This window comes from Roseibium sp. R5 (genome assembly GCF_055755305.1).
Window position 1 is genome coordinate 4,237,417 of record NZ_CM146910.1, and the last position, 20,732, is coordinate 4,258,148.

Sequence of the window (20,732 nt, forward strand, 5' to 3'; positions counted from 1 at the left end):
CATCAGCAGGCCAACGCCGTTTAGCTTCCAATCATTGCCAGCTTAAAACCACTTTGCCCGCCTCGCCAGATTTCATCGCCGCAAAGCCTTTTTCAAAGTCATCGACATCAAACCGGTGGGTGATGACGTTGCGCACATCGAGGCCGTTCTGCAGCATCGCAATCATCTTGTACCAGGTTTCGAAAATCTCTCGGCCGTAGACGCCCTTGATCGTTATCGCCTTGAACACAATCCGCGACCAGTCGACCGGTGATTTGCCAGGTGGAATGCCAAGCAGCGCGATCCGCCCGCCCATAACAAGGTTCTCAACCATTTGATCGAGCGCGATTTGATTGCCGGACATCTCCAGCCCAACGTCGAAACCTTCCTTCATACCGAGCTTCTTCTCGATGCCCTTGAGATCTTCGCGCACGACATTGACGGGTACGACATCTACAACGCGCGTTGCAAGATCAAGGCGGGCCTGGTTGACGTCCGTAATCACCACATTGCGGGCGCCGACATGGCGCGCGACGGCAGCTGCCATGATGCCAATCGGTCCTGCGCCGGTGATCAGCACGTCTTCGCCAACCAGATCAAAACTCAAGGCCGTGTGGACTGCATTGCCGAGCGGGTCGAGAATGGCCCCGATCTCGTCGTCAATCTCATCGGGCAGCGGCACTACGTTGAACGCAGGCAGCCGCAAGTATTCAGCAAATGCGCCTTGCTCGTTGACACCGATGCCCCGTGTCTCTGGGTCCAGATGAAACTTGCCTGACCGGGATTGTCGGGAATGTTTGCCGATCAAATGCCCCTCCCCGGAACAGCGCTGCCCGACTTCAAGATCGTCGACGTTGCGGCCGACTTCGACGATCTCACCTGCAAATTCGTGTCCGGTGATCATTGGTACGGGCACCATTTTGGACGCCCAATCGTCCCAGTTCCAAATGTGGATGTCGGTGCCGCAGATCCCGGTCTTGTTGATCTTGATAAGAACGTCGTCGGGACCGATTTCCGGAACGGGCGTGCGGGTCATCCAGAGCCCTTCCCGCGGCTCGGATTTTTCCAATGCCTTCATCTGATTGCTCATGACAACACTCCTGTTGTCTTGCCGGCTTTCGCAAAAGCGTCCAGCGCCCGGTCGAGATCTGAACGTGTCAGCGCCGCATTCATCTGAGTGCGGATGCGCGCCTGGCCGCGCGGGACAACCGGGAAGAAGAAGCCTGAGACATAGACCCCTTCCTCAAAAAGGTCTGCCGCCATGGCCTGAGCCAATTTGGCCTCTCCCAGCATCACTGGAATGATCGGGTGTTCGCCGGGCAACAGCGTAAAGCCCAGAGCTTCCAGCCCGGCCCGCCAATAGCGCGCGTTGTCAAAAAGGTTTCTCCGAAGCTCATCCCCCTCTTCCACCAGACGGATCGCCTCAAGACCGCTCATGACAATGGACGGCGGCAAACTGTTAGAGAAAAGATAAGGCCTTGCCCGCTGACGCAACAGGTCAATGACCGGCTGCGGTCCAGCGATATAACCGCCGATGCCGCCGCCCAGCGCCTTGCCGAGCGTCCCAGTCAAAATGTCGACATCCACGCCAAAATGTGCCGGCGTGCCTTCGCCTTTCGGTCCCATGAACCCGGTGGCGTGGCAGTCATCAACCATCACGACCGCCTCGTATTGTTTGGCGAGCGCGGTGATCTCAGGCAGGTTGGCGAGATATCCATCCATGGAAAAGACGCCATCGGTCGCGATCATAATGTGACGGGCACCAGCCTCGCGGGCTTCCCGGAGCTTTGCCTCCAGATCCGTCATATCGGAATTCTGATAGCGATAGCGCTTGGCCTTGCAAAGCCGTATGCCGTCAATGATCGAAGCGTGATTGAGCGCATCCGATATAATCGCGTCTTCCGGGCCAAGAAGCGGCTCGAACAGTCCACCGTTTGCATCAAAACAAGCGGCAAACAGGATGGCATCGTCTTTAGCCAAAAACCTTGCCAGGCGCTGCTCCAGCTCGCGGTGAATGTCCTGTGTGCCGCAAATGAACCGCACCGAGGCCATGCCGAACCCCTTTGGATCCATTGCATTTTTGGCGGCTTCGATCAGGGCCGGATGATCGGCCAGCCCCAGATAGTTGTTGGCACACAGATTGATGACATCGCGCCCACCAACGGCGATATGGCCGCCTTGCGGTGATGTGATCAACCGCTCGCGCTTGTAGAGCCCTTCTGCCTCGATTTCCTTCAAGGTAGTGGAAATGTTTTCCAAGAACGCCTGCGACACGACAACCTCCGATAATCTGGAATTTCATCCATAATAGCGGATTTTCATGTCCTGCGAAAGTTGAATTTCCATTATCACGGAGAGGACGGCAGTTTCACGGATACAATATGTCACCCAACAATAACACAACCCTGCGGGTTATATCAGACTTACGAATCTACTTTTGGTTGATATTCTAAAGCTGCACACTCGGCGCCCTGAGCCGCATACCCTTTGAATACAACCGGGAGGCAAACATGACAGCTTCATTTGCATCAGCTCTTGTCGGCAGCGATGGAAACCTAACTTCGTCACAACATGTGGCCAGTTGCGACCACACCGGCACCGGCTCTTACATGGTGAATTATGCTAGCAATTTTTCGGCTGTCACCGGGGCACAGGCCACAGTGTGGGGCGATGGCCTCACTGTTGGCCTGAATATCTTTGCGGAAAACACCTGCCAGGTGAACATTCAAGACGCAAACGGCAACCCGAAGGATGCCGGCTTTTCGTTTTTTGTCCCGGGAACAACCTGACGCCTCCCGGGACCTCGTGGCGCCCTGATCCATCCCCTGATCAGGGGCCACACATTCTCAAATCTGGACAGCGACACAAAACCGACTGAGCAGCTGAAGCCTCGCACTCTTGATTACGACGACTAGAAACGGACCACCATCAAAATAGCCCGTGCTGGTCCTTCGACCGCTTCGATTGTGTGCGCCACATCGGCGGCGTAACGCGCGGTATCGCCCTTTTCAATCATCCCCGTTGCAACGCCGGACATGACCTTCAACGTTCCCTCTTCGGCGATCAATTGCTCCCGGGTTCCACGCTCATGAGGTTTGCTCTCCAGCTTGCCGCCATCAGCAAAGATGAGCTCATAGACTTCAAACCGGCCCGTGTCCTGAGGCGCGGACAAGATCCGGATCCTGCATCCGTCTCCCGCGCGATCGAGCGCCGGGGTTTGGCTCACCTTCACAATTTCCACCCGATCCTCGACAGCCTCTTCTCCAAGCAGGCCGGCAAAGTCGACGTTGAGCGCCCGGGTAAGATTGAGAAGCGTCGCAACCGTGGGATTGGATTCGCCCCGCTCAATCTGGCTAACCATCGAGCGCGACACACCGGAGAGCTTTTCAACCGCCTCAAGCGATAAGCCTTGCGCCCGGCGGGCCTTTTTCAACCGCTCCGGCAAACGGGAGAGAATATCTGAATCTGTCATGGCGGAATTAAAATCCGCTTGGCTAGAAAATGCAATTCTGAACCAGTGCCATTCCGCAATTATCGAAGCGGAAACGCCATCGTCGCATCCCAAACTTAGTAGGTCGCATTCAGAACATCTGTTGCACCGCCCTCTCTTCTAGCGTGCGGCAAAGACAACGCCCGGCTTTTTCCGGGAAACAAAACATGTCGAGGAAACATCATGGCCAGTGATATCGAGATTGCACGCGCAGCGAAAATGAAGCCGATCCTGGAGATCGGCGACCGGTTGAACATTCCGGAAGAATCGCTGCTGCCTTATGGCCGCACCAAGGCGAAGATCTCCGCAGACTTCATCGAAGGGCTGAACGGCAAGGAAAACGGCAAGCTGATCCTGGTCACCGCAATCAACCCGACACCGGCCGGCGAAGGCAAAACCACAACGACTGTCGGCCTGGGGGATGGTCTCAACCGGATCGGAAAGAACGCCATGATCTGTCTGCGCGAGCCGTCGCTCGGCCCGTGTTTCGGCATGAAGGGTGGTGCAGCAGGCGGCGGCTATGCGCAGGTGGTGCCGATGGAGGACATCAACCTCCATTTCACCGGCGATTTCCATGCGATTACGTCAGCGCACAACCTTCTTGCCGCGCTTATCGAAAACCACATCTACTGGGGCAATGAGCTCGGCATCGACCAGCGCCGGGTGGTTTGGCGCCGGGTGCTGGACATGAACGACCGGGCGTTGCGCGAAATCGTCTGTTCACTCGGCGGTGTTGCCAACGGTTTCCCGCGGGAAGGCGGCTTCGACATCACTGTTGCCTCCGAAATCATGGCGATCCTCTGCCTGGCGACAGATCTTGAAGATCTGCAAAAGCGCCTGGGCGACATCATCGTTGCCTACCGCCGCGACCGCACCGCGATCACCGCGCGCGAATTGGAAGCCGACGGCGCCATGACCGTTCTCCTGAAAGAGGCCATCCAGCCAAACCTCGTGCAGACCCTGGAAAACAATCCAGCCTTCATTCACGGAGGCCCGTTTGCCAACATTGCCCACGGCTGTAACTCCGTCATGGCGACCCAAACGGCTCTGAAACTTGCCGACTATGTCGTGACCGAAGCGGGTTTCGGCGCGGACCTTGGCGCCGAGAAATTCTTTGACATCAAATGCCGAAAGGCTGGTCTTTCGCCGGATGCGGTTGTGATTGTCGCGACCGTGCGTGCGCTGAAGATGAACGGCGGCGTTGCTAAGGAAGACCTTGGTGCGGAAAACATCGAAGCCGTCCAGAAGGGCTGCGCCAACCTCGGCCGCCACATTGAAAACATCAAGCAGTTCGGTGTCCCGGCTGTCGTGGCGATCAACCACTTCACCGCAGACACGGACGCTGAGGTCCAGGAGATCAAAAACTTCTGTGCTGATCTTGGTGTCGATGCCGTTCTGGCTTCTCACTGGGCCAAGGGCTCAGAAGGTACAGCGGAACTTGCCGAAAAAGTCGCAGCGCTTGCAGAAAGCGGTGCAGCTCAGTTCGCTCCGCTCTACGAAGACGACATGCCGCTCTTTGAAAAGATCGAGACGATTGCAAAGCGCATCTACCGCGCCGACGAGGTCCTGGCCGACAAGTCCATCCGGGATCAACTTCGCCGCTGGGAAGCAGACGGCTTCGGCAACCTGCCGGTCTGCATGGCCAAGACCCAGTATTCCTTCTCCACCGACCCGAATCTGCGTGGTGCGCCGACCGGCCATGGAGTGCCGATCCGCGAAGTCCGCCTATCTGCCGGCGCCGGCTTCATCGTCGCAATCTGCGGGGAAATCATGACCATGCCGGGTCTGCCGCGCGTGCCGTCAGCAAACCATATCAAGCTGAACGATGAAGGCTTGATCGAGGGTCTGTTCTGATCTGTCCGGACCAGAACAGAAAACTTGAGGCGGATCCGAGTGATCCGCCTTTTTCTTTTCAAGTCATGGCAGTGCACCAATTCGAACCATCAGAGGCCCTCTGTCGCGAAAGCGACTAGCCGTGTCGCATTGATGATATCGGGCAATTCCCCTTAAGGCATAAGGTTTTTCAACGTTTACCGGTCACGATAGCCTTTTTGGAGCTGCCCAATGTCTGACGAAGACGACATCGACCTGTCGGCCCTGTCTGACGATGAACTCGTCGAGCAGATGCATGATGATCTTTATGATGGTCTGCAGGAAGAAATCCAGGATGCGGTGAACATCCTCCTGGAACGCGGCTGGGCACCTTACGACATCCTGACCAAGGCCCTTGTTGAAGGCATGCGGATCGTCGGCGTCGACTTCCGCGATGGCATCTTGTTCGTGCCGGAAGTGCTCTTGTCCGCGAACGCAATGAAATCGGGCATGAGCATCCTGCGTCCGCTGCTCGCGGAAACGGGAGCTCCAAAAGTCGGCAAGATGGTTATCGGCACCGTCAAGGGCGACATTCACGACATCGGCAAGAACCTTGTCTCCATGATGATGGAAGGCGCTGGTTTTGAAGTGATCGACATCGGCATCAACAACCCGGTCGAAAACTATCTGGCGGCTCTTGAAGAGCATCAGCCGGACATCCTCGGCATGTCTGCCCTTTTGACCACCACTATGCCTTACATGAAGGTCGTCATCGACGAGATGAAGGAAAAGGGCCTGCGGGACGACTACATCGTGCTTGTAGGCGGTGCACCGCTCAACGAAGAGTTCGGACAGGCCGTTGGCGCAGACGGCTACTGCCGCGATGCAGCTGTAGCTGTTGAAATGGCAAAAGACCTGATTGCCCGGCGGCACAACCAGCTGGCCAACCGGGGCTGACGGAACATGTTTGAGGAGGCTCCCGACATGCAGGCGGGTGAGCCTCTTTTCCCGATCGGAACACAAGAGGACGCGAACGACAGGATCGGCCGCGTCCTTGTTGTTGCTTGCGGAGCATTGGCGCGTGAGATCATCGCAATCCGCGATCTAAATCAGCTTGATCACATTGATGTGACTTGTCTCCCGGCACAGCTGCACAACACACCGGAAAAGATCCCCGACGAAGTCCGGCGGGTCATTCTCCAGAACCGCGATATTTATTCCGACATCCTGGTTGCTTATGGCGATTGCGGCACTGGCGGTCTTCTCGACAAGGTTCTGGAAGAAACCGGAACCCGCCGGATCGAAGGCGCGCATTGTTATGCGTTCTTTGCCGGACTGGAGACATTCGACCAATTCGAGGAAAACCAGCTTGGCAGCTTTTATCTGACCGACTTCCTCGCCCGGCACTTTCAGACAATGGTGATCGAACCGCTCGGCCTCGATTGGCACCCTCATCTGCGCGACATGTACTTTGCCCACTACACGCGGGTTCTCTACCTGGCGCAGACAGATGATCCGGCCCTTGAAGAGGCCGCAAGACGGGCAGCGGAACGTCTTCAGCTTCCACTTGAAATTGAACGCACCGGCTATGGCTTGCTGGCGCCGTTCCTGACGAAAGAACCTGCGATGCCTTCGCGCTGACATGCGGCACTGCACGGGTCGGTTTTTTACCGTGCAATGCCGCTATCAAGCGACTTGGATTAAGAGCTTTCCGGCAATCATGCTCGAAAGAGGACGACGTGAAATGGCGCAAAAGACAATCGTTTACTGGCGGGACATCCCGGCACAGATCCTGGTGAAAAAGGGCCGCAAGTCCGCCCGCCGGGAGCTGCCGGCTGTCTTCATGGAAACGATCGATGCCTGCGCGATGCGTGTCGGCGCCAAAGACAGTGATGCCTATATGGCCGAATGGCGCCGGGCAGATCCTGTCGATGTTTCCGACGACCTTGAACAGGAAGCTGACACCGCGCTTGAAGCGCTTGTTGCCGATTACCCGAAACACCGCCTGATGGACCTGATGGCGAATGGAGGCCTGGAAAATGACTGATAGCAGCCTTTTGGCAAATGGCCGCCTGCCCGCCTCGACCGAAATGTCACCCAAACAGGTAGTCGAAAAGACAGAGCTTCTGGCAGCGATTCCGGCTGGCAGCCAGGTCTATGTCACCGATCTTGGCAATGCTCCGGAAGACACGATCGTCGCCGCAGCCAAGACCCTGACCGACAAGGGCCTGACCGCCGTACCGCATATGGCCGCGCGTCGCTATGCGAGCGCTGCCGATTTCGAGCGCCGCATCACCCGCCTGACCCAGGAAGCCGGCGTCAAGGAAGTGCTCGCAATTGCCGGTGAAGCCGACAAGGCTGGCCCGCTTACCTCATCCGTCGCCCTTCTCGAAACAGGCCTTTTCGACAAGCTGGGCATTCAAAAGATTGCCGTAGCCGGTCACCCGGAAGGGGCACCGGACATCAAGCCGGACGTCATCAAATCGTTCTTGATGCGCAAGCATGAGCTTGCCGCAGCCAGCGATGCGGAGTTCCGGATTGTCACACAGTTCGGCTTCGATCCGCATCAGGTCAGTGTCTGGCTCGACGAGATCCGCAGCTGGGGCAACCAGTTCCCGGTTCATATCGGCGTTGCAGGTCCAGCCAAGATGACCACGCTCTTGAAGTTCGCGGCCTTCGCAGGTGTCGAAAACTCGCTGAACTTTCTTAAAAAACGCGGCGGCGCGGTTGTCTCCATGCTTGCAGGCTACGACCCGAACACCATGGTCGAGCCGCTGGAAGCCCGCGTCACCAGCCAGCCTGACAGCCAGCTCGCTCAAATCCACGTTTACCCATTCGGCGGTGTCGCCAAAACAGCTGAGTGGCTCACCAGCCGCGGGAGCTGGTCCTTTCAAACTTCGTCAACATCTCTGACCGCCAACGAGAGCGCATAAATGACCAGAACAATTGTCGCCTCCGCCACCAAGGAAGTCGTGATCGGCTTTGACCAGCCGTTTTGCGTGATTGGAGAGCGCATCAACCCGACCGGCCGCAAGAAGCTGGCTGCTGAAATGGTTGAAGGTAATTTCGAGACCGTGAAAGCTGACGTTTTGGCCCAGGCCGCAGCTGGCGCCACCATGCTCGACGTCAATGCCGGCGTTACCGCGGTGAACCCGAACGAGACCGAACCGCCGCTTCTGGTCAAAACCCTCGAAATCGTTCAGGAGTTGAGCGATCTCCCGATCTCGATCGATTCCTCTGTCACCGAGGCAATCAAGGCAGGCCTGGAAGTCACCAAAGGCCGCCCGCTGGTCAATTCCGTAACCGGTGAAGAGGAAAAGCTGGAAGCGATCCTGCCGCTCATCAAGAAATATGACGTGCCGGTTGTTGCGATCTCCAACGATGAAACCGGTATTTCCGAAGACCCGGACGTGCGCTTCGAGGTCGCCAAGAAAATCGTTGAGCGTGCGGCGGACTTCGGCATTCCCGCGCACGACATCGTTGTCGACCCGCTCGTCATGCCGATCGGTGCCATGGGCACAGCCGGGCAGCAAGTGTTTGCGCTGCTGCGCCGGCTCCGTGAAGAGTTGAAGGTGAACACCACTTGCGGCCTGTCGAACATCTCCTTCGGCCTGCCGCACCGCCACGGCATCAACGCAGGTTTCATCCCGATGGTCATCGGCGCTGGCATGACGTCCGCGATCATGAACCCGTGCCGCCCACAGGAAATGGAAGCGGTCCGCGCTGCCAACGTCCTGAACGGCACCGATCCGAACTGTCAGGAATGGATCATGACCTACCGCGACCACAAGCCGGCGGCGGCCGGTGCGGCGACGGCTGCACCAACAGAGGCGGCAGCTTCCGGCGGACGCCGCCGTGGGGGCCGCGCTGCCCGGCGGGCCGGCTGATTGCCAGACTGGCTCGGCCGCACAATTCAAGACCCGGGCGGCTTGCCGATCCCGGGTCTTGCCATGACCGCGCCAGATCATTGAAAAACTGAACCGAAAACCGCTTGGACACAAATAGGACATGTCAGAGAGCACCGCGAAACTCGCCAAGGTTGTTTTCCAGCCCAGTGGCCGGCGTGGCACATTTGAAGTCGGAACACCGCTTCTTGATGCCGCGCGTTCTCTTGGTGTCTACGTGGAATCGGTCTGCGGCGGGCGCGGTATTTGCGGGCGCTGCCAGATCTCCGTCTCCGAAGGCACCTTCGCCAAGGAAAACCTGACGAGCGCCGCAGACCACCTTGAGGGTGCAACAGAAGCGGAAACACGCTACGCCACCTTACGCAATCTGCCGGACGACCGGCGCCTCTCCTGTCAGGCGAAAATCCTCGGCGACCTGGTCGTCGACATTCCAACCGACGCCCAGACGAACCGGCAGGTCGTGCGCAAGCGGGCCGAGGCGAAGACGATTGAACCGGACAGTGCGATTTCGCTGGTGACTGTTTCCATCGACGAACCGGATATGGAAACCCCGCGCGGTGACATTGACCGCCTGCGCGAGGCGCTCGCCAAAGAGGCCGGCGTTGAGACGCTGGCGACCGATCCGGTCCTGCTGCCAAAGGTTCAGACAATCCTGCGCAAGGGACACTGGACGGTCACTGCCGCCATCCACACGGACATTTCGAGCGGCCCAACACTGGTGGCGCTGTGGCCGGGTGAAAAACAGGCCGTCTATGGCTTGGCCGTTGATATCGGGTCAACCACGATTGCCGCGCATCTGTGCAATCTTCAAAACGGGCGTACAGTCTCTTCCGCCGGCACCTCGAACCCGCAGATTCGCTTTGGCGAAGACCTGATGTCGCGGGTTTCCTATGTCCAAATGAATCCGACGAAACTGCCGGATCTCGTCAAGGCGGTACGCGAGGCGATCAATGCCCTTGTCGGCAAGCTGGTTGGTGATGTCGGCGCAGAGCGCGCCGATGTGCTGGACGCCACCTTTGTTGGCAACCCGGTCATGCACCACCTCTTCCTCGGGATTGATCCTGTGGAGCTCGGCGGCGCGCCGTTCGCGTTGGCCGCTTCCGATGCCATGGTACTGACCGCCCGTGATCTTGACCTTGATCTAAATCCGGGGGCCCGGGTCTACATGTTGCCGTGTATCGCCGGACATGTCGGGGCGGATGCCGCCGCGGCCACGCTCTCCGAAAGCCCCTATTCGCTCGAAGAAACGACACTGCTTGTGGATGTCGGCACCAACGCGGAAATCGTGCTTGGCAACAAGCATCGACTGCTGGCCGCCTCCTCCCCGACCGGTCCGGCTTTTGAGGGTGCGGAAATTTCCTCCGGCCAGCGCGCAGCGCCCGGGGCCATTGAGCGCATCCGGATCGACAAGGACACGCTGGAGCCCCGGTTCAAGGTGATCGGCGTCGACGAATGGTCGGATGAAGAGGGCTTTTCAGAAAGGATCGACAGCGTTGGCGTCACCGGCATATGCGGATCCGGCATCATCGAGGCCGTCGCGGAAATGTATCTCGCTGGTCTCATCACCGAAGACGGCGTGATTGACGGCTCCATGGCACAAAAAACGCACCGGATCCGCTCTGAGGGCCGGACATTCTCATATGTCATTGCCGAAGACGGCATTGAGATCTCGATCTTACAGACCGACATCCGCGCCATTCAGCTTGCCAAAGGCGCGCTCTATGCCGGCATCAAGTTGCTTCAGGACAAGCTCGGCAGCGATCACATCGACCGCATCCGGTTTGCAGGCGCTTTTGGCAGCTACATTGAGCCGAAATACGCAATGATCCTGGGGCTTATTCCGGACTGCGCGCTGGATGGCGTGTCCGGCGTCGGCAATGCCGCCGGCACCGGCGCCCGCATGGCGCTGCTCAATCGGGGCTACCGGCGCGAGATCGAAGAAACAGTTCACAACATCGAAAAGATCGAAACAGCGCTGGAACCCAAGTTCCAGGAACATTTCGTCAACGCCATGGCCCTGCCGAATAAGATCGATCCGTTCGTGAACCTTCGCTCCGCGGTCGAGCTCCCCGAACGCAAGGACCCGGTCGAAGCGGAGGGCACAGGCGACGGCCGGCGACGGCGGAGACGGCGCGGCTAGTCTGTTTTGTCTCAGTGAAATGGCCCGTGCCCCTACCCGCGCATCCTTGTATGACCGGGATCGTAGGGGGACGGAGCGATGATCTCAACGCTGACCCTGGCTCCAAGAAGGTCAAGATCAAGCACCGTTCCTTCTCCCGAAAGCGCAGTGTCGACAAACGCATAGGCGAGATTCAGGCCGCTGCGATGGCCCCAGTCGCCGGAAGTGACCGTCCCCACAACGGTGTCTCCCTGCATCAGCGAGGCCCCGCCATATGCGGGTGCGTGGGTCGCGTCAATTTTAAGGGTCACAAGTTTCTTCCTCGGCCCGTCCTTTAGGCGCTGTATCAAGGCGTCCTTGCCGACAAAATCGGGTTTATCCAGCTTCACAAAGCGATCCAACCCGGTTTCAAAAGGATCGAATTCGGTTATCAGATCCGCCTTCCAGTGCAAGAAGCCCTTTTCCATGCGCATGGACTCCACCGCTCTTGCGCCAAACAGTCTCAGATCATGCGCCTTTCCAGCTTCCCTAAGCGCCAGATAGGCAGCATAGAGTGAAGCATTCGGGACATGGATCTCATAAGCAAGCTCGCCGGAAAAGCTGACCCCCATAACGGTTGCCGGTGCATACCCGATGAAGGTTTCGCGCACCGACAGCCAGGGGAATCTTTCCTTTGACCAGTCGCCCCGGCTGGCCGATTGCAGTACCACCCGCGCCTTTGGTCCTGCCAGAACCAGAATGGTTTGGTCGTTGGTCAGGCTCCTGATCTCAACATCTTCATCCGGACGCAGATGGGACTTTAGCCAATCCATATCATGATATTCGGAGGTTGCTGCCGACCCATACCAGACACGCGCCGGCCCACGATCCGAAGCCGGAATGTTGGCGATTGTTGCCTCGGCCTTGACCATGCCATGCCGATTGAGCAGATACCCGAGACCGACCCGACCTTCCCTTTTCGTGACGGTGCCACAGAACAGACGATCGAGAAATGCGTGCCGGTCGGAACCGGTAATCTCAATCCGGTTAAAGCCATTGACCTCGCAGAGGCCCACATTTGCCTGGATGTGTTGCACCTCGCTGGCGACCACATCGAATGCCTCATCAAAATGAAATCCGAGGGTTGGATGAAACCCCGGTGACGGCTTGATGTAATCCACGCGTTCCCAGCCGTTCACCACCGTAAATTCTGCCCCTTCGGCCGCCATCACGGGTGTCAGCGGCGTTGTCTTGGCGGACCGCCCGGCTGGGCGATGTTCGTGAGGGAAGTGAAATCGGAACTCGTTCTGGTAGTCTTCTATGGCTTTCAGAGCGGTGAGCTCGACATTGGCGTGGCCGGTAAAGCGCCGCGGATCGAGGCACCATGTGTCGTAGCACGCCTCGCCGTGCACGATTTGCTGCGCCAGCAGCCAACCGTGTCCGCCCCCCTCGCCCAAGCCGGCCCTAAGCCCGATGATACAAAAAGCATTGCGTTTGCCCGGGATCGGTCCGACCAACGGTGCGCCATCGATTGTATAGGTGATCGGACCGTTGATGACAGTGTGAATTCCAGTGTCCATCAATGCAGGCATGCGGGCAAAAGCACCCTCAAGGACGTCGGTTACCCGATCCAGATCATCCGGACAGAGCGCGTTGACAAAATGCGGATCGATCCCGTCCATACCCCACGTCTTGCAATCCTGCTCGTAAAAGCCGACCAACAAACCGTTCTTTTCCTGACGGCAGTAGTAATCGCTGATCGGGCAACGGAGCAACGGCATCCGGTGCTCTGCCTCCTTGATCGCCTGTATTTCCTCGGTCAGAAAGTATTGGTGTTCCATCGAGGCGACGGGATGATGAACCCCCATCATTGCCCCGATTTCGTTCACCCGGTATCCACCAGCGTTCACGACAATGTCGCAGTCGATGTCTCCATGCTCGGTTTGAATTGTCCAGGTGTCATCCTTGTGCTGTGTCAGGCCCGTGACTGGCGTGTTGCGATAGATGGCCGCCCCGGCCTTGCGGGCACGGCGGGCCAGCGCCTGACAAAGCTGTGCCGGATCGATGTCGCCATCGAGCGGATCCCAAAGACCGCCAAGCAGATTGTCCGTTGAAATCAAGGGATGGCGGCGTGCGCACTCCTGCGCATCAATGACTTCGAAGTCGACATCCATGCCGCGTGCCATTGACGCAAAGTGCCGGTAGCCTTGCATCTGGGCTTCGGTGTTCGCAAGTCGAATGCCACCGTCTGCATGGTGATAGTTGATCGGGTAATCTGGATCTTCTGCCAGCTCCTTGTAGAGCCGGATAGAATGGCTCTTCAAACCGACCATGGTTTGATTCATGCCGAAGTTGGTTACTTGGGCTGCAGAATGCCACGTCGTCCCGGACGTGAGTTCATTGCGTTCGACCAATACGACATCTGTCCACCCCTCCTGAGTAAGATGATAGATCGTCGAACACCCGGCGATACCTCCACCGATCACAACCACTTGCGTACGCGTTTTCATGGAACACCTCCGACATCCCCTCTTTCCGGGGTGCCGCAGTTTGAACAAAGTGGCAATGTGGCGGACTGCACTTTTCAAAATATCAAAATTGGACTTCGAAAAACTCGTAGATACGAAATACTGACCGAGGCATTCCGGTCAATCAGCACCCGTGACCAGACAAAATCGGTCCTCAAGCCAAGAGTTGCTTTGATGCATGGGGGTCAGCGCATGGCGTGTCAGCAGCTTGCGGAGATTCTGATCGATGAGACCACGCACAGATCCAGCGCAATCCGTCGTGGTGATGAGAGACAGCGTCCGCGCAAAGCTTTTTCCCGGAAACTGGAGCATGCGAAGCTTTGAATGAAACCGGCGTGCCCTGGAGAACAGCAAAGGTGTTGTTATCGTCCATCCAGCACCTGCCGCCACCATTGCCATGAGGGTCTGGTTGTTGCCGCATTCGAAACGGTCGGGCATCGCCACTCCCAACCGGCGCAATTGTGCTTCGATCTGCCGAGCTATGAGCAGGTCACTGGTAAACTGCAGAAAAGGCAGATCCGATTTGCCGGCCAGAACATCTGCTGTCTCCTCAGTCCGCCCTTCTGGCAGCACCACCACAAATGGGTCACGGAGCAAAGGGGTGTCCTGCAGGTTATTCACCCCCTCTGGCGGCGTGGTCGCTATGCCGATGTCCAACTGGCGGTCACGCAGCATGTCAAGAAGTTCGCGGCTGGATCCGGACCGGAAAACGAAATTGCACTGGGGCATTTTTCTGGAAAGGTAAACCGCAAGGTCAGGCGTAATATCGCTATCCATGTCGGCAATACTGCCGAACCTGAGATAACTGGTTTCCGTGACATTCCCGGCACTAGCTTCCGCCTTCGCCTTGCGGATGGACCCGAGGGCGACGTCGATTTCCTTCAAGAACATCTGCCCCTTGGGCGTCAGCATCATAGGGCGACGAGCATGATCGAACAGCTCTACGCCAAGATGTTCTTCAAGGCTGCGCAGGTGGTGCGAAACAGTGCTGATCGACAAGCCTGTTTCATCAGCAGTCGCCTGAACCGACGACTTGCGGGCGCAGATCTGAAAGAGTTCCAGAGCTTTCAAGGTAAGGTCTTTGCGGGCAGATGAACGTGGCATGCGGTTAATCAACTCAATAGACGTGAGAAACAGGCTGAACTTCGATCAACTCGAAACAAAAGTCCAATAAGTTCGAACCTATAAAAAACTCACCTAAATCATAGCGCCATAGAAACGCGGCTCTTCATCGCGTCTAGTTTGGGGGAAGAGCGTTCGCGCCCTTCCCAAATCACCAACCAACCGTCATGGTGCAGCATGAGTAAGATGTTTGAAGAACTGGATTATGCCCCGACACCGATCGGGGCCGTGTCTCTCCGCCGCCGGCATCTTCTGGCGCTGAAAACCGACGTCTTCGAAATTCTTCTTGGAGAAGAGCACCTGATGTCGAGCCTGTTCACCGCCTCCGAGGTGGCGCTGGCGGATCTCGGTGTGGAAGCTCTGTCAGGCGATGGGTTGGAGGTGTTGGTCGGCGGGCTCGGCCTTGGATACACCGCACAGGCGGTTTTGGCCCATGACACGGTCGCCAGCCTCACCGTCGTCGATCTTCTGGAACCGGTCATCCGCTGGCATCAGGAGGGGCTAGTCCCGATGCAAACCGAACTGGTGGATGATCCGCGCTGCCAATTGGTTCAAGGAGACTTCTTTGGCCTCGCAGTGTCAGAGAACGGTTTCGATGCCAGTCGTCCGAAACGCCAATACGATGCCATTTTGATCGACATTGACCACACGCCCGAGCGGTTGCTGCATTCAGGGTCCAAGGGCTTCTACACCCTTGAAGGTTTCACTGGCGTGCAACGATTCCTGAAACCCGGTGGCGTCATTGGCCTCTGGTCGGACGAAGCTCCGGATACTGCCATCACCGCCAAACTTGCAGAAGCGTTTGATGAGGCATGGGCGGAACCGGTGGTGTTCGAAAACCCACTTCAGGACGGGCGCGAAGTGACGCAATCCGTATACCTCGGCCGGAAGGCACATAGCTTATAACGATCGGTGAGAAAGACCGCCCTCATCCGGGAGGTCTCAGGCGCGCCGCTACCCTTTTGTCTTCAGAATCAGTACTGTGGCGGGCATGATCAGACAAATCATTCCCATTACGGCGCTCTTGTTCGGCTCCGCGCTTTTGCTCTTTGCCGGCGGCATTCACGGCCTCATCCTGCCGGTTCGCGGAGCTGCGGAGGGATTTTCCGCAAGTTCGCTAGGCCTTTTGGGAACCGGTTGGGCGATCGGCTATGTGCTCGGGTGCATCTTCGTTCCCCGGCTAGTGGGGGCCGTCGGTCATATCCGAACATTTGGTGTGATGTGCGCCTTTGCCGCCGTCTCGATGCTGTTGCAGGCGCTCCTGGTCGAGGCCTGGGCGTGGATCCCGATCCGGGCCGTCTCCGGGTTCTGCTTTGCTGGCGCTGCGATGATCGTGGAATCCTGGCTCAACGACAAGTCCGAGGCCAACACACGCGGCACCATTTTCGGTGTCTACACGATGGTCAATCTTGGGGCTTTAACAGCCGGGCAGATGGTCATCTCGCTCGGCGACACGATGAGCTTCCTGTTCTTTGCGATTGGCGCCATTGTCTATTGCCTGGCTCTTGTGCCAACGGCGTTATCGACGTCCGCCTCGCCGGCTCCGCTGACATCGGTGCAGCTCAATATGCGCGTCCTTTGGAACAATTCTCCGGTGGCCGTTGCGGCCGTGTTTCTCGTCGGGATCTCCAACGCTGCCTTCGGGACGCTGGCTGCCGTCTATGCCGGGCGGGTGGGTCTTGAACTGACGTCGATTGCGCTTTTTGCAAGCATCCCGGTCCTTGCAGGCGCCGTCGCCCAGATCCCGATCGGATATCTGAGCGACCGCATGGACCGCCGCATCGTTTTGGCCGTTGTGGCCGCTGTTGCACTTGCTGCCGATATCGCCTTCGTGGTGCTGCTCCCCGACAGCCAGCTCACGAACCTTTTGCTGGTTGCCGTCTTCGGTGCAGCGATTTTTGCGATGTACCCTGTGATCGTTGCCCATGCCAACGACCATGCCCCTCCAGGAACGTCCATTCAGGTGTCAGGCGGGCTTTTGATGATGTTCGGCATCGGCTCCATTATCGGACCGCTGATTGCCGGTGTCATGATGACAAGCATCGGCCCGCAAGGCCTGTTCATCACGACCATCGGCGCTCACGTCGTCATGATTGCCTTCACGCTGTGGCGCATGACCCGGCGGGCGGCGGTTGCCGAAGAAGACAAGGGCGCTTTTCAGGTCAGCGCCCCTGCCCGTATGGTCACACCAGAAACCGCGACACTTGCGGCCGGCGAGGACGAAGCTCTGCCGCTGGAAGACGCCGATGTGGGAATGCCCCCTTCAGACGACAAACAGGTCTAGCGGCACACCCTTTGTTCAGGACGGCCAAAGGGCATAAAGGTAGACAAGATATCCGCCAAGCAGCACTGCGCCCTCGCGCCGGCCGATCCGTAGGCCGGTTGCTGCGAAAATCACGAAGATCACCGAAACGCCAATCATGACCGGATTGTCGAAGCTGATGATCTGGGACGGAACTTCGCTCGGCGCGATCAGAGCCGTTGCACCACCGATCCCCAAAATATTGTAGATGTTCGACCCGATGATGTTGCCGAACGCAACGTCTGTCTGACGTTTCAAGCCGGCAACGACTGATGTCACCAGTTCCGGCATGGAGGTGCCGATCGCGACGATCGTCAGGCCAATAACTGTTTCCGAAATTCGAAAACTGCGCGCCAGGCTGACAGCGCCCTCCACCAGGAACTTGCCGCCGAACACCACCAGCGCCAAACCACCCAGCGCGAGCAGCAGCGCGGCCACCAGACCACCTTTCGGCTGTGCTGGAATGTCCAAAACCGGATCCGTCTCGATCAACGCCGTACTTTTTCCATGCACGGCGCCACGGTTTTCCTGAACGGCTGCCCGCTCCTGCCGGATGGCCATGTAAATGTAGGTGCATAGAGCTGCAAGGAAGACCCCGCCGACCAACCGACTGGCATCCATGACGGTGACAACGCCCGCAAAGACCAAGGTCATGGCCAGCATCACCCCAGCATCGCGTTTAAGCGCCGTGGTCGACACGGCGATCGGAAACAACAGCGCCGCGACACCGCCGATCAGCAATATGTTGGCGATGTTCGATCCGACAAGATTGCCGTAAGCAATGCCAGGCGCACCCACAAGTGCGGCATGCACAGAGGTAACAAGTTCTGGCGTCGAGGTGCCGAACCCGACCAGGGTCAAGCCGATCACGAGCGGCGACACCCCCAGATGCGTCGCGGCATTTACAGCCCCGCGCACCAAGAACTCTCCACCTATGATCAAAAGAAATAAACCGCCGATCAGCGGCACCGCTATTTCAAACACCTGGAGCTCCATGACCCCGAGAATACCAAGATCTGCATCTGGTTGTTGTCATGACCGCCCACAAGAGGCGAACCGCGCAGGGTGCAGAAAACAACACGCTGTCGGCTCGCCCCCCCCGGCAGCAGAAAGAAATTGGAACAATTACGAATTATCTACCCCAACTCTTCACCAAGACTATCGTTATAAGTATCAGCTAATTTTCATGTTCCATGAAATTGACAAAAAGCAAAGCATTTGGAAGCAAAAAGCTTCTATTCTCCGCTCACTGTTTTCGATTTTGACAATTGCAGTGAGCGCAAGCTTCGATGGACAATAAGGTCAGCAAAGTCTACCCGGTTCAAACACTACGGCGACCGGGAGAGCTGTTTGAAGAAGTCGAAGCACTTGCCGGCATCGGCTATTGGGAATGGGACGAAATCACAGACAACTGCACCTATTGTTCCGAGCAGCTTGCTCGCATGCATGGTGTCACCGTTGAAGAATTCATGCGCCGCGCGACCTCAATGGATGCCGATCTGGAATGGGTGCATCCAGATGACCGGGAGCACTACAGGACCCAGACCCGCCGCTTAAGCGAAACCAAAAACATCGTTGAGCTTGAGTACCGCATTATCAAAACGGGCGGAGGAGAGATCTTCGTCCGGGAACGCGGCGTTGCAGTTGTCGATGTCGACGGCACACATCTGCGCTCCTACGGGTTCATCCAGGATATCACGTCGCTGAAATCAGCCGAAGTTGCACTCCGCGACTTGCACCAGCGCCAGGAAGAGATACTGGAACAACGCACCAAGGCCTTGAGGCTCAGTGAAGAGCGATACGCTTTTGCCATTTCGGGGGCCAGCCAGGGCGTCTGGGAATGGGACCTCAACGACGAACACAATTACATGTCAGAACAGTGGAAACTGCGGCTGGGCTACACCGAAGAAACCCTTCCGAATGCACCTGGCCTGTTTATCAAAATCATTCATCCTGAAGACCGGGCGAATGTCGAACAAGTGTTCAAAGAACATCTCAAGGATCGCGTTCCATTCGATCTATCCTTGCGGCTGTTGCACAAAAATGGCGAACAGATTTGGGTCCGCGCGCGCGGACATGCCGTTTGGAACAATGAAAATCGCGCGACCAAGATGGGCGGAACGATCAGTGACATTACCGAATATCGGAAGCTCCTGGACACTGCCCAGTACTATGCGGAACGCGATCAGCTAACCGGTCTTTACAATCGCCACTACTTCATGCGGATTGCGGACGATCTCCTGCACAAAAGTTCATCCAATTGCCGGTCCTGCGGGGTCGCGATTATTGACCTTGATGACTTCAAAGAGATCAACGATTGCCACGGCCATCCTGCCGGTGACAGTGCCCTCATCGTCTTGGCCGAGAGGCTCGTCGAATACATAGGCGATACAGGGATCGTTATCAGGCTTGGTGGAGACGAATTTGCGGTCATTTTTTCTGCTCAGTTGAGCTGGGGGGAGGCTGTTCAGTACTTCAAACGCTTGCTTGAAGAGATTTCAAAGCCAATTGCCTGGAAAGGTTTTTTGTTCGAGTGCTCAGCATCACTAGGACTAGCAGAGAAAACACACACCAACGGTTCGGATGTAAACGACCTCCTTCAGCAAGCCGACCTTGCCGTCTATGACGCAAAGGCGTCGGGCGGAAATGCCGTGCGTTGTTATTCGGAGGCGCTTCTCACAGCAGCTCTGAACCGAACGAATACCCTAAACTCTGCACGGCGTGCCTTAACCGACGAACGCTTTGTGTTGTGTTTTCAGCCGAAAGCTGACTTGCAGTCGCAAAAGCTGGCGGGATTCGAGGCATTGCTGCGACTAAGCAACGAGGACGGTACGCTGGTTCCGCCAAGCAGCTACTCTGAGGTGTTCGAGGACAGCGTGCTCGCGCGCCGTATCGGAGAGATGGTTCGTTTGCGCGCCCTCGATCAAGCCTCATCATGGCTCAACGCGGGACATGATTTTGGCCATATCGCGTTCAACATTTCTCCACCCGAATTTCAGGCCTATCAGCGTGATGCTCAATTTGTCGATCGATTGATGGAGGCCATTACCAAAGCGGGGTTAAAGCCAAGCCACATCCAAGTAGAAGTCACCGAAGATGTTCTTCTCACCAGGAAGCGCGAAAACGTCTCCAGTATACTTCGGCACCTGCGAGAAAACGGCATTACCGTCGCGCTGGATGATTTTGGAACCGGACATGCCTCTTTATTGCACTTGAAAGAAACCGAATTTGATCTGGTGAAGCTCGATGTGTCTTTCGTTCGCTCAATGCTGACATCCGATGTCGATATGGCAATCGTCGAAACGATTGCAAAGCTCACAGCCAAGCTTGGCAAGCAAATTGTTGCCGAAGGCATCGAGACACAGGAACAGCTTGCAGCGCTTCAAGACCTTGGCGTGGCGTTCGGTCAAGGTTTCCTGATTGGCCATCCGGTTCCCGGAGATGCCGTAGGCTTTTCGTCAAACGCCCTGTTTTGAAATCTCTATGTAGAATTGCC

The 20,732-nt window shown here is 57.2% G+C and carries 17 protein-coding genes; 11 read left to right on the forward strand and 6 right to left on the reverse strand.

What is annotated here, in order from left to right; all coding sequences use genetic code 11:
* Positions 1–31: 31 nt before the first annotated feature.
* Together tdh and AC0J4F_RS19710 are read right to left on the reverse strand one after the other, a co-directional pair.
* Positions 32–1,069, reverse strand: a complete 1,038-nt coding sequence (tdh, locus tag AC0J4F_RS19705) for an L-threonine 3-dehydrogenase (RefSeq protein WP_473024416.1) — start codon at positions 1,067–1,069, stop codon at positions 32–34.
* Positions 1,066–2,253, reverse strand: coding sequence for a glycine C-acetyltransferase (locus AC0J4F_RS19710; protein ID WP_473024417.1), 1,188 nt, complete (start codon positions 2,251–2,253; stop codon positions 1,066–1,068). The genes tdh and AC0J4F_RS19710 overlap by 4 nt, the downstream gene beginning before the upstream one ends.
* Before the next feature lie 236 nt (positions 2,254–2,489).
* On the opposite strand from AC0J4F_RS19710, the gene AC0J4F_RS19715 reads away from it, so the two are divergent.
* The gene (locus tag AC0J4F_RS19715) at positions 2,490–2,768 is read left to right on the forward strand and encodes a hypothetical protein (RefSeq protein ID WP_473024418.1); all 279 of its coding nucleotides are present in this window, start codon (positions 2,490–2,492) and stop codon (positions 2,766–2,768) included.
* A gap of 122 nt (positions 2,769–2,890) precedes the next feature.
* Here AC0J4F_RS19715 and AC0J4F_RS19720 read toward each other — a convergent pair whose 3' ends face one another.
* Entirely contained in the window at positions 2,891–3,451 is a 561-nt protein-coding gene (locus AC0J4F_RS19720) for a helix-turn-helix domain-containing protein (protein WP_473024419.1), read from the reverse strand.
* A 201-nt stretch (positions 3,452–3,652) separates the two neighbouring features.
* On the opposite strand from AC0J4F_RS19720, the gene AC0J4F_RS19725 reads away from it, so the two are divergent.
* The 7 genes from AC0J4F_RS19725 (at position 3,653) to AC0J4F_RS19755 (ending at position 11,326) form a co-directional block, all read left to right on the forward strand.
* Positions 3,653–5,323 carry a formate--tetrahydrofolate ligase gene (locus AC0J4F_RS19725; protein ID WP_473024420.1) on the forward strand — a complete coding sequence of 557 codons (1,671 nt, stop codon included), beginning with the start codon at positions 3,653–3,655 and terminating at the stop codon, positions 5,321–5,323.
* Positions 5,324–5,533: 210 nt separating this feature from the next.
* Positions 5,534–6,238, forward strand: coding sequence for a corrinoid protein (locus tag AC0J4F_RS19730; protein WP_133950482.1), 705 nt, complete (start codon positions 5,534–5,536; stop codon positions 6,236–6,238).
* 6 nt (positions 6,239–6,244) lie between these two features.
* Positions 6,245–6,922, forward strand: coding sequence for a DUF1638 domain-containing protein (locus AC0J4F_RS19735; RefSeq protein ID WP_473024422.1), 678 nt, complete (start codon positions 6,245–6,247; stop codon positions 6,920–6,922).
* Positions 6,923–7,025: 103 nt separating this feature from the next.
* Positions 7,026–7,328, forward strand: a complete 303-nt coding sequence (locus AC0J4F_RS19740) for a virulence factor (protein WP_209173544.1) — start codon at positions 7,026–7,028, stop codon at positions 7,326–7,328.
* The gene (locus AC0J4F_RS19745; RefSeq protein ID WP_473024424.1) at positions 7,321–8,214 is read left to right on the forward strand and encodes a methylenetetrahydrofolate reductase; all 894 of its coding nucleotides are present in this window, start codon (positions 7,321–7,323) and stop codon (positions 8,212–8,214) included. Before AC0J4F_RS19740 ends, AC0J4F_RS19745 begins: the two co-directional genes overlap by 8 nt.
* A complete protein-coding gene (locus AC0J4F_RS19750; RefSeq protein ID WP_209173542.1) occupies positions 8,215–9,168 on the forward strand; it encodes a methyltetrahydrofolate cobalamin methyltransferase in 954 nt (317 codons plus the stop codon).
* A 121-nt stretch (positions 9,169–9,289) separates the two neighbouring features.
* The gene (locus tag AC0J4F_RS19755; protein ID WP_473024425.1) at positions 9,290–11,326 is read left to right on the forward strand and encodes an ASKHA domain-containing protein; all 2,037 of its coding nucleotides are present in this window, start codon (positions 9,290–9,292) and stop codon (positions 11,324–11,326) included.
* 32 nt (positions 11,327–11,358) lie between these two features.
* Here the strand turns inward: AC0J4F_RS19755 and AC0J4F_RS19760 are convergent, their stop codons facing one another.
* Positions 11,359–13,794 (reverse strand): GcvT family protein, encoded by a 2,436-nt coding sequence (locus AC0J4F_RS19760; RefSeq protein WP_473024426.1) that lies wholly within the window; start codon positions 13,792–13,794, stop codon positions 11,359–11,361.
* Positions 13,795–13,932: 138 nt separating this feature from the next.
* Complete coding sequence (locus AC0J4F_RS19765) at positions 13,933–14,916, reverse strand: LysR family transcriptional regulator (RefSeq protein ID WP_473024427.1); 984 nt, start codon at positions 14,914–14,916, stop codon at positions 13,933–13,935.
* Between the two features lie 195 nt (positions 14,917–15,111).
* On the opposite strand from AC0J4F_RS19765, the gene AC0J4F_RS19770 reads away from it, so the two are divergent.
* Positions 15,112–15,840, forward strand: a complete 729-nt coding sequence (locus AC0J4F_RS19770; RefSeq protein ID WP_473024428.1) for a spermidine synthase — start codon at positions 15,112–15,114, stop codon at positions 15,838–15,840.
* Positions 15,841–15,925: 85 nt separating this feature from the next.
* Positions 15,926–17,218: an MFS transporter gene (locus AC0J4F_RS19775; protein ID WP_473024429.1), complete on the forward strand. Its 1,293-nt coding sequence runs from the start codon at positions 15,926–15,928 to the stop codon at positions 17,216–17,218.
* Positions 17,219–17,233: 15 nt separating this feature from the next.
* Here the strand turns inward: AC0J4F_RS19775 and AC0J4F_RS19780 are convergent, their stop codons facing one another.
* Positions 17,234–18,220: a calcium/sodium antiporter gene (locus tag AC0J4F_RS19780; RefSeq protein WP_473024430.1), complete on the reverse strand. Its 987-nt coding sequence runs from the start codon at positions 18,218–18,220 to the stop codon at positions 17,234–17,236.
* A 305-nt stretch (positions 18,221–18,525) separates the two neighbouring features.
* Between AC0J4F_RS19780 and AC0J4F_RS19785 the strand changes: the two genes are divergently transcribed.
* Positions 18,526–20,712, forward strand: a complete 2,187-nt coding sequence (locus AC0J4F_RS19785; protein WP_473024431.1) for a putative bifunctional diguanylate cyclase/phosphodiesterase — start codon at positions 18,526–18,528, stop codon at positions 20,710–20,712.
* Positions 20,713–20,732 lie beyond the last annotated feature (20 nt).

Bases quoted from the DNA above. Each gene is read 5' to 3' on its own strand.
- tdh (WP_473024416.1), bottom strand. From the start codon at position 1,069: ATGAGCAATCAGATGAAGGCATTGGAAAAATCCGAGCCGCGGGAAGGG.
- AC0J4F_RS19715 (WP_473024418.1), top strand. From the start codon at position 2,490: ATGACAGCTTCATTTGCATCAGCTCTTGTCGGCAGCGATGGAAACCTA.
- AC0J4F_RS19720 (WP_473024419.1), bottom strand. From the start codon at position 3,451: ATGACAGATTCAGATATTCTCTCCCGTTTGCCGGAGCGGTTGAAAAAG.
- AC0J4F_RS19725 (WP_473024420.1), top strand. From the start codon at position 3,653: ATGGCCAGTGATATCGAGATTGCACGCGCAGCGAAAATGAAGCCGATC.
- AC0J4F_RS19730 (WP_133950482.1), top strand. From the start codon at position 5,534: ATGTCTGACGAAGACGACATCGACCTGTCGGCCCTGTCTGACGATGAA.
- AC0J4F_RS19735 (WP_473024422.1), top strand. From the start codon at position 6,245: ATGTTTGAGGAGGCTCCCGACATGCAGGCGGGTGAGCCTCTTTTCCCG.
- AC0J4F_RS19740 (WP_209173544.1), top strand. From the start codon at position 7,026: ATGGCGCAAAAGACAATCGTTTACTGGCGGGACATCCCGGCACAGATC.
- AC0J4F_RS19745 (WP_473024424.1), top strand. From the start codon at position 7,321: ATGACTGATAGCAGCCTTTTGGCAAATGGCCGCCTGCCCGCCTCGACC.
- AC0J4F_RS19750 (WP_209173542.1), top strand. From the start codon at position 8,215: ATGACCAGAACAATTGTCGCCTCCGCCACCAAGGAAGTCGTGATCGGC.
- AC0J4F_RS19755 (WP_473024425.1), top strand. From the start codon at position 9,290: ATGTCAGAGAGCACCGCGAAACTCGCCAAGGTTGTTTTCCAGCCCAGT.
- AC0J4F_RS19760 (WP_473024426.1), bottom strand. From the start codon at position 13,794: ATGAAAACGCGTACGCAAGTGGTTGTGATCGGTGGAGGTATCGCCGGG.
- AC0J4F_RS19765 (WP_473024427.1), bottom strand. From the start codon at position 14,916: ATGCCACGTTCATCTGCCCGCAAAGACCTTACCTTGAAAGCTCTGGAA.
- AC0J4F_RS19770 (WP_473024428.1), top strand. From the start codon at position 15,112: ATGAGTAAGATGTTTGAAGAACTGGATTATGCCCCGACACCGATCGGG.
- AC0J4F_RS19775 (WP_473024429.1), top strand. From the start codon at position 15,926: ATGATCAGACAAATCATTCCCATTACGGCGCTCTTGTTCGGCTCCGCG.
- AC0J4F_RS19785 (WP_473024431.1), top strand. From the start codon at position 18,526: ATGGACAATAAGGTCAGCAAAGTCTACCCGGTTCAAACACTACGGCGA.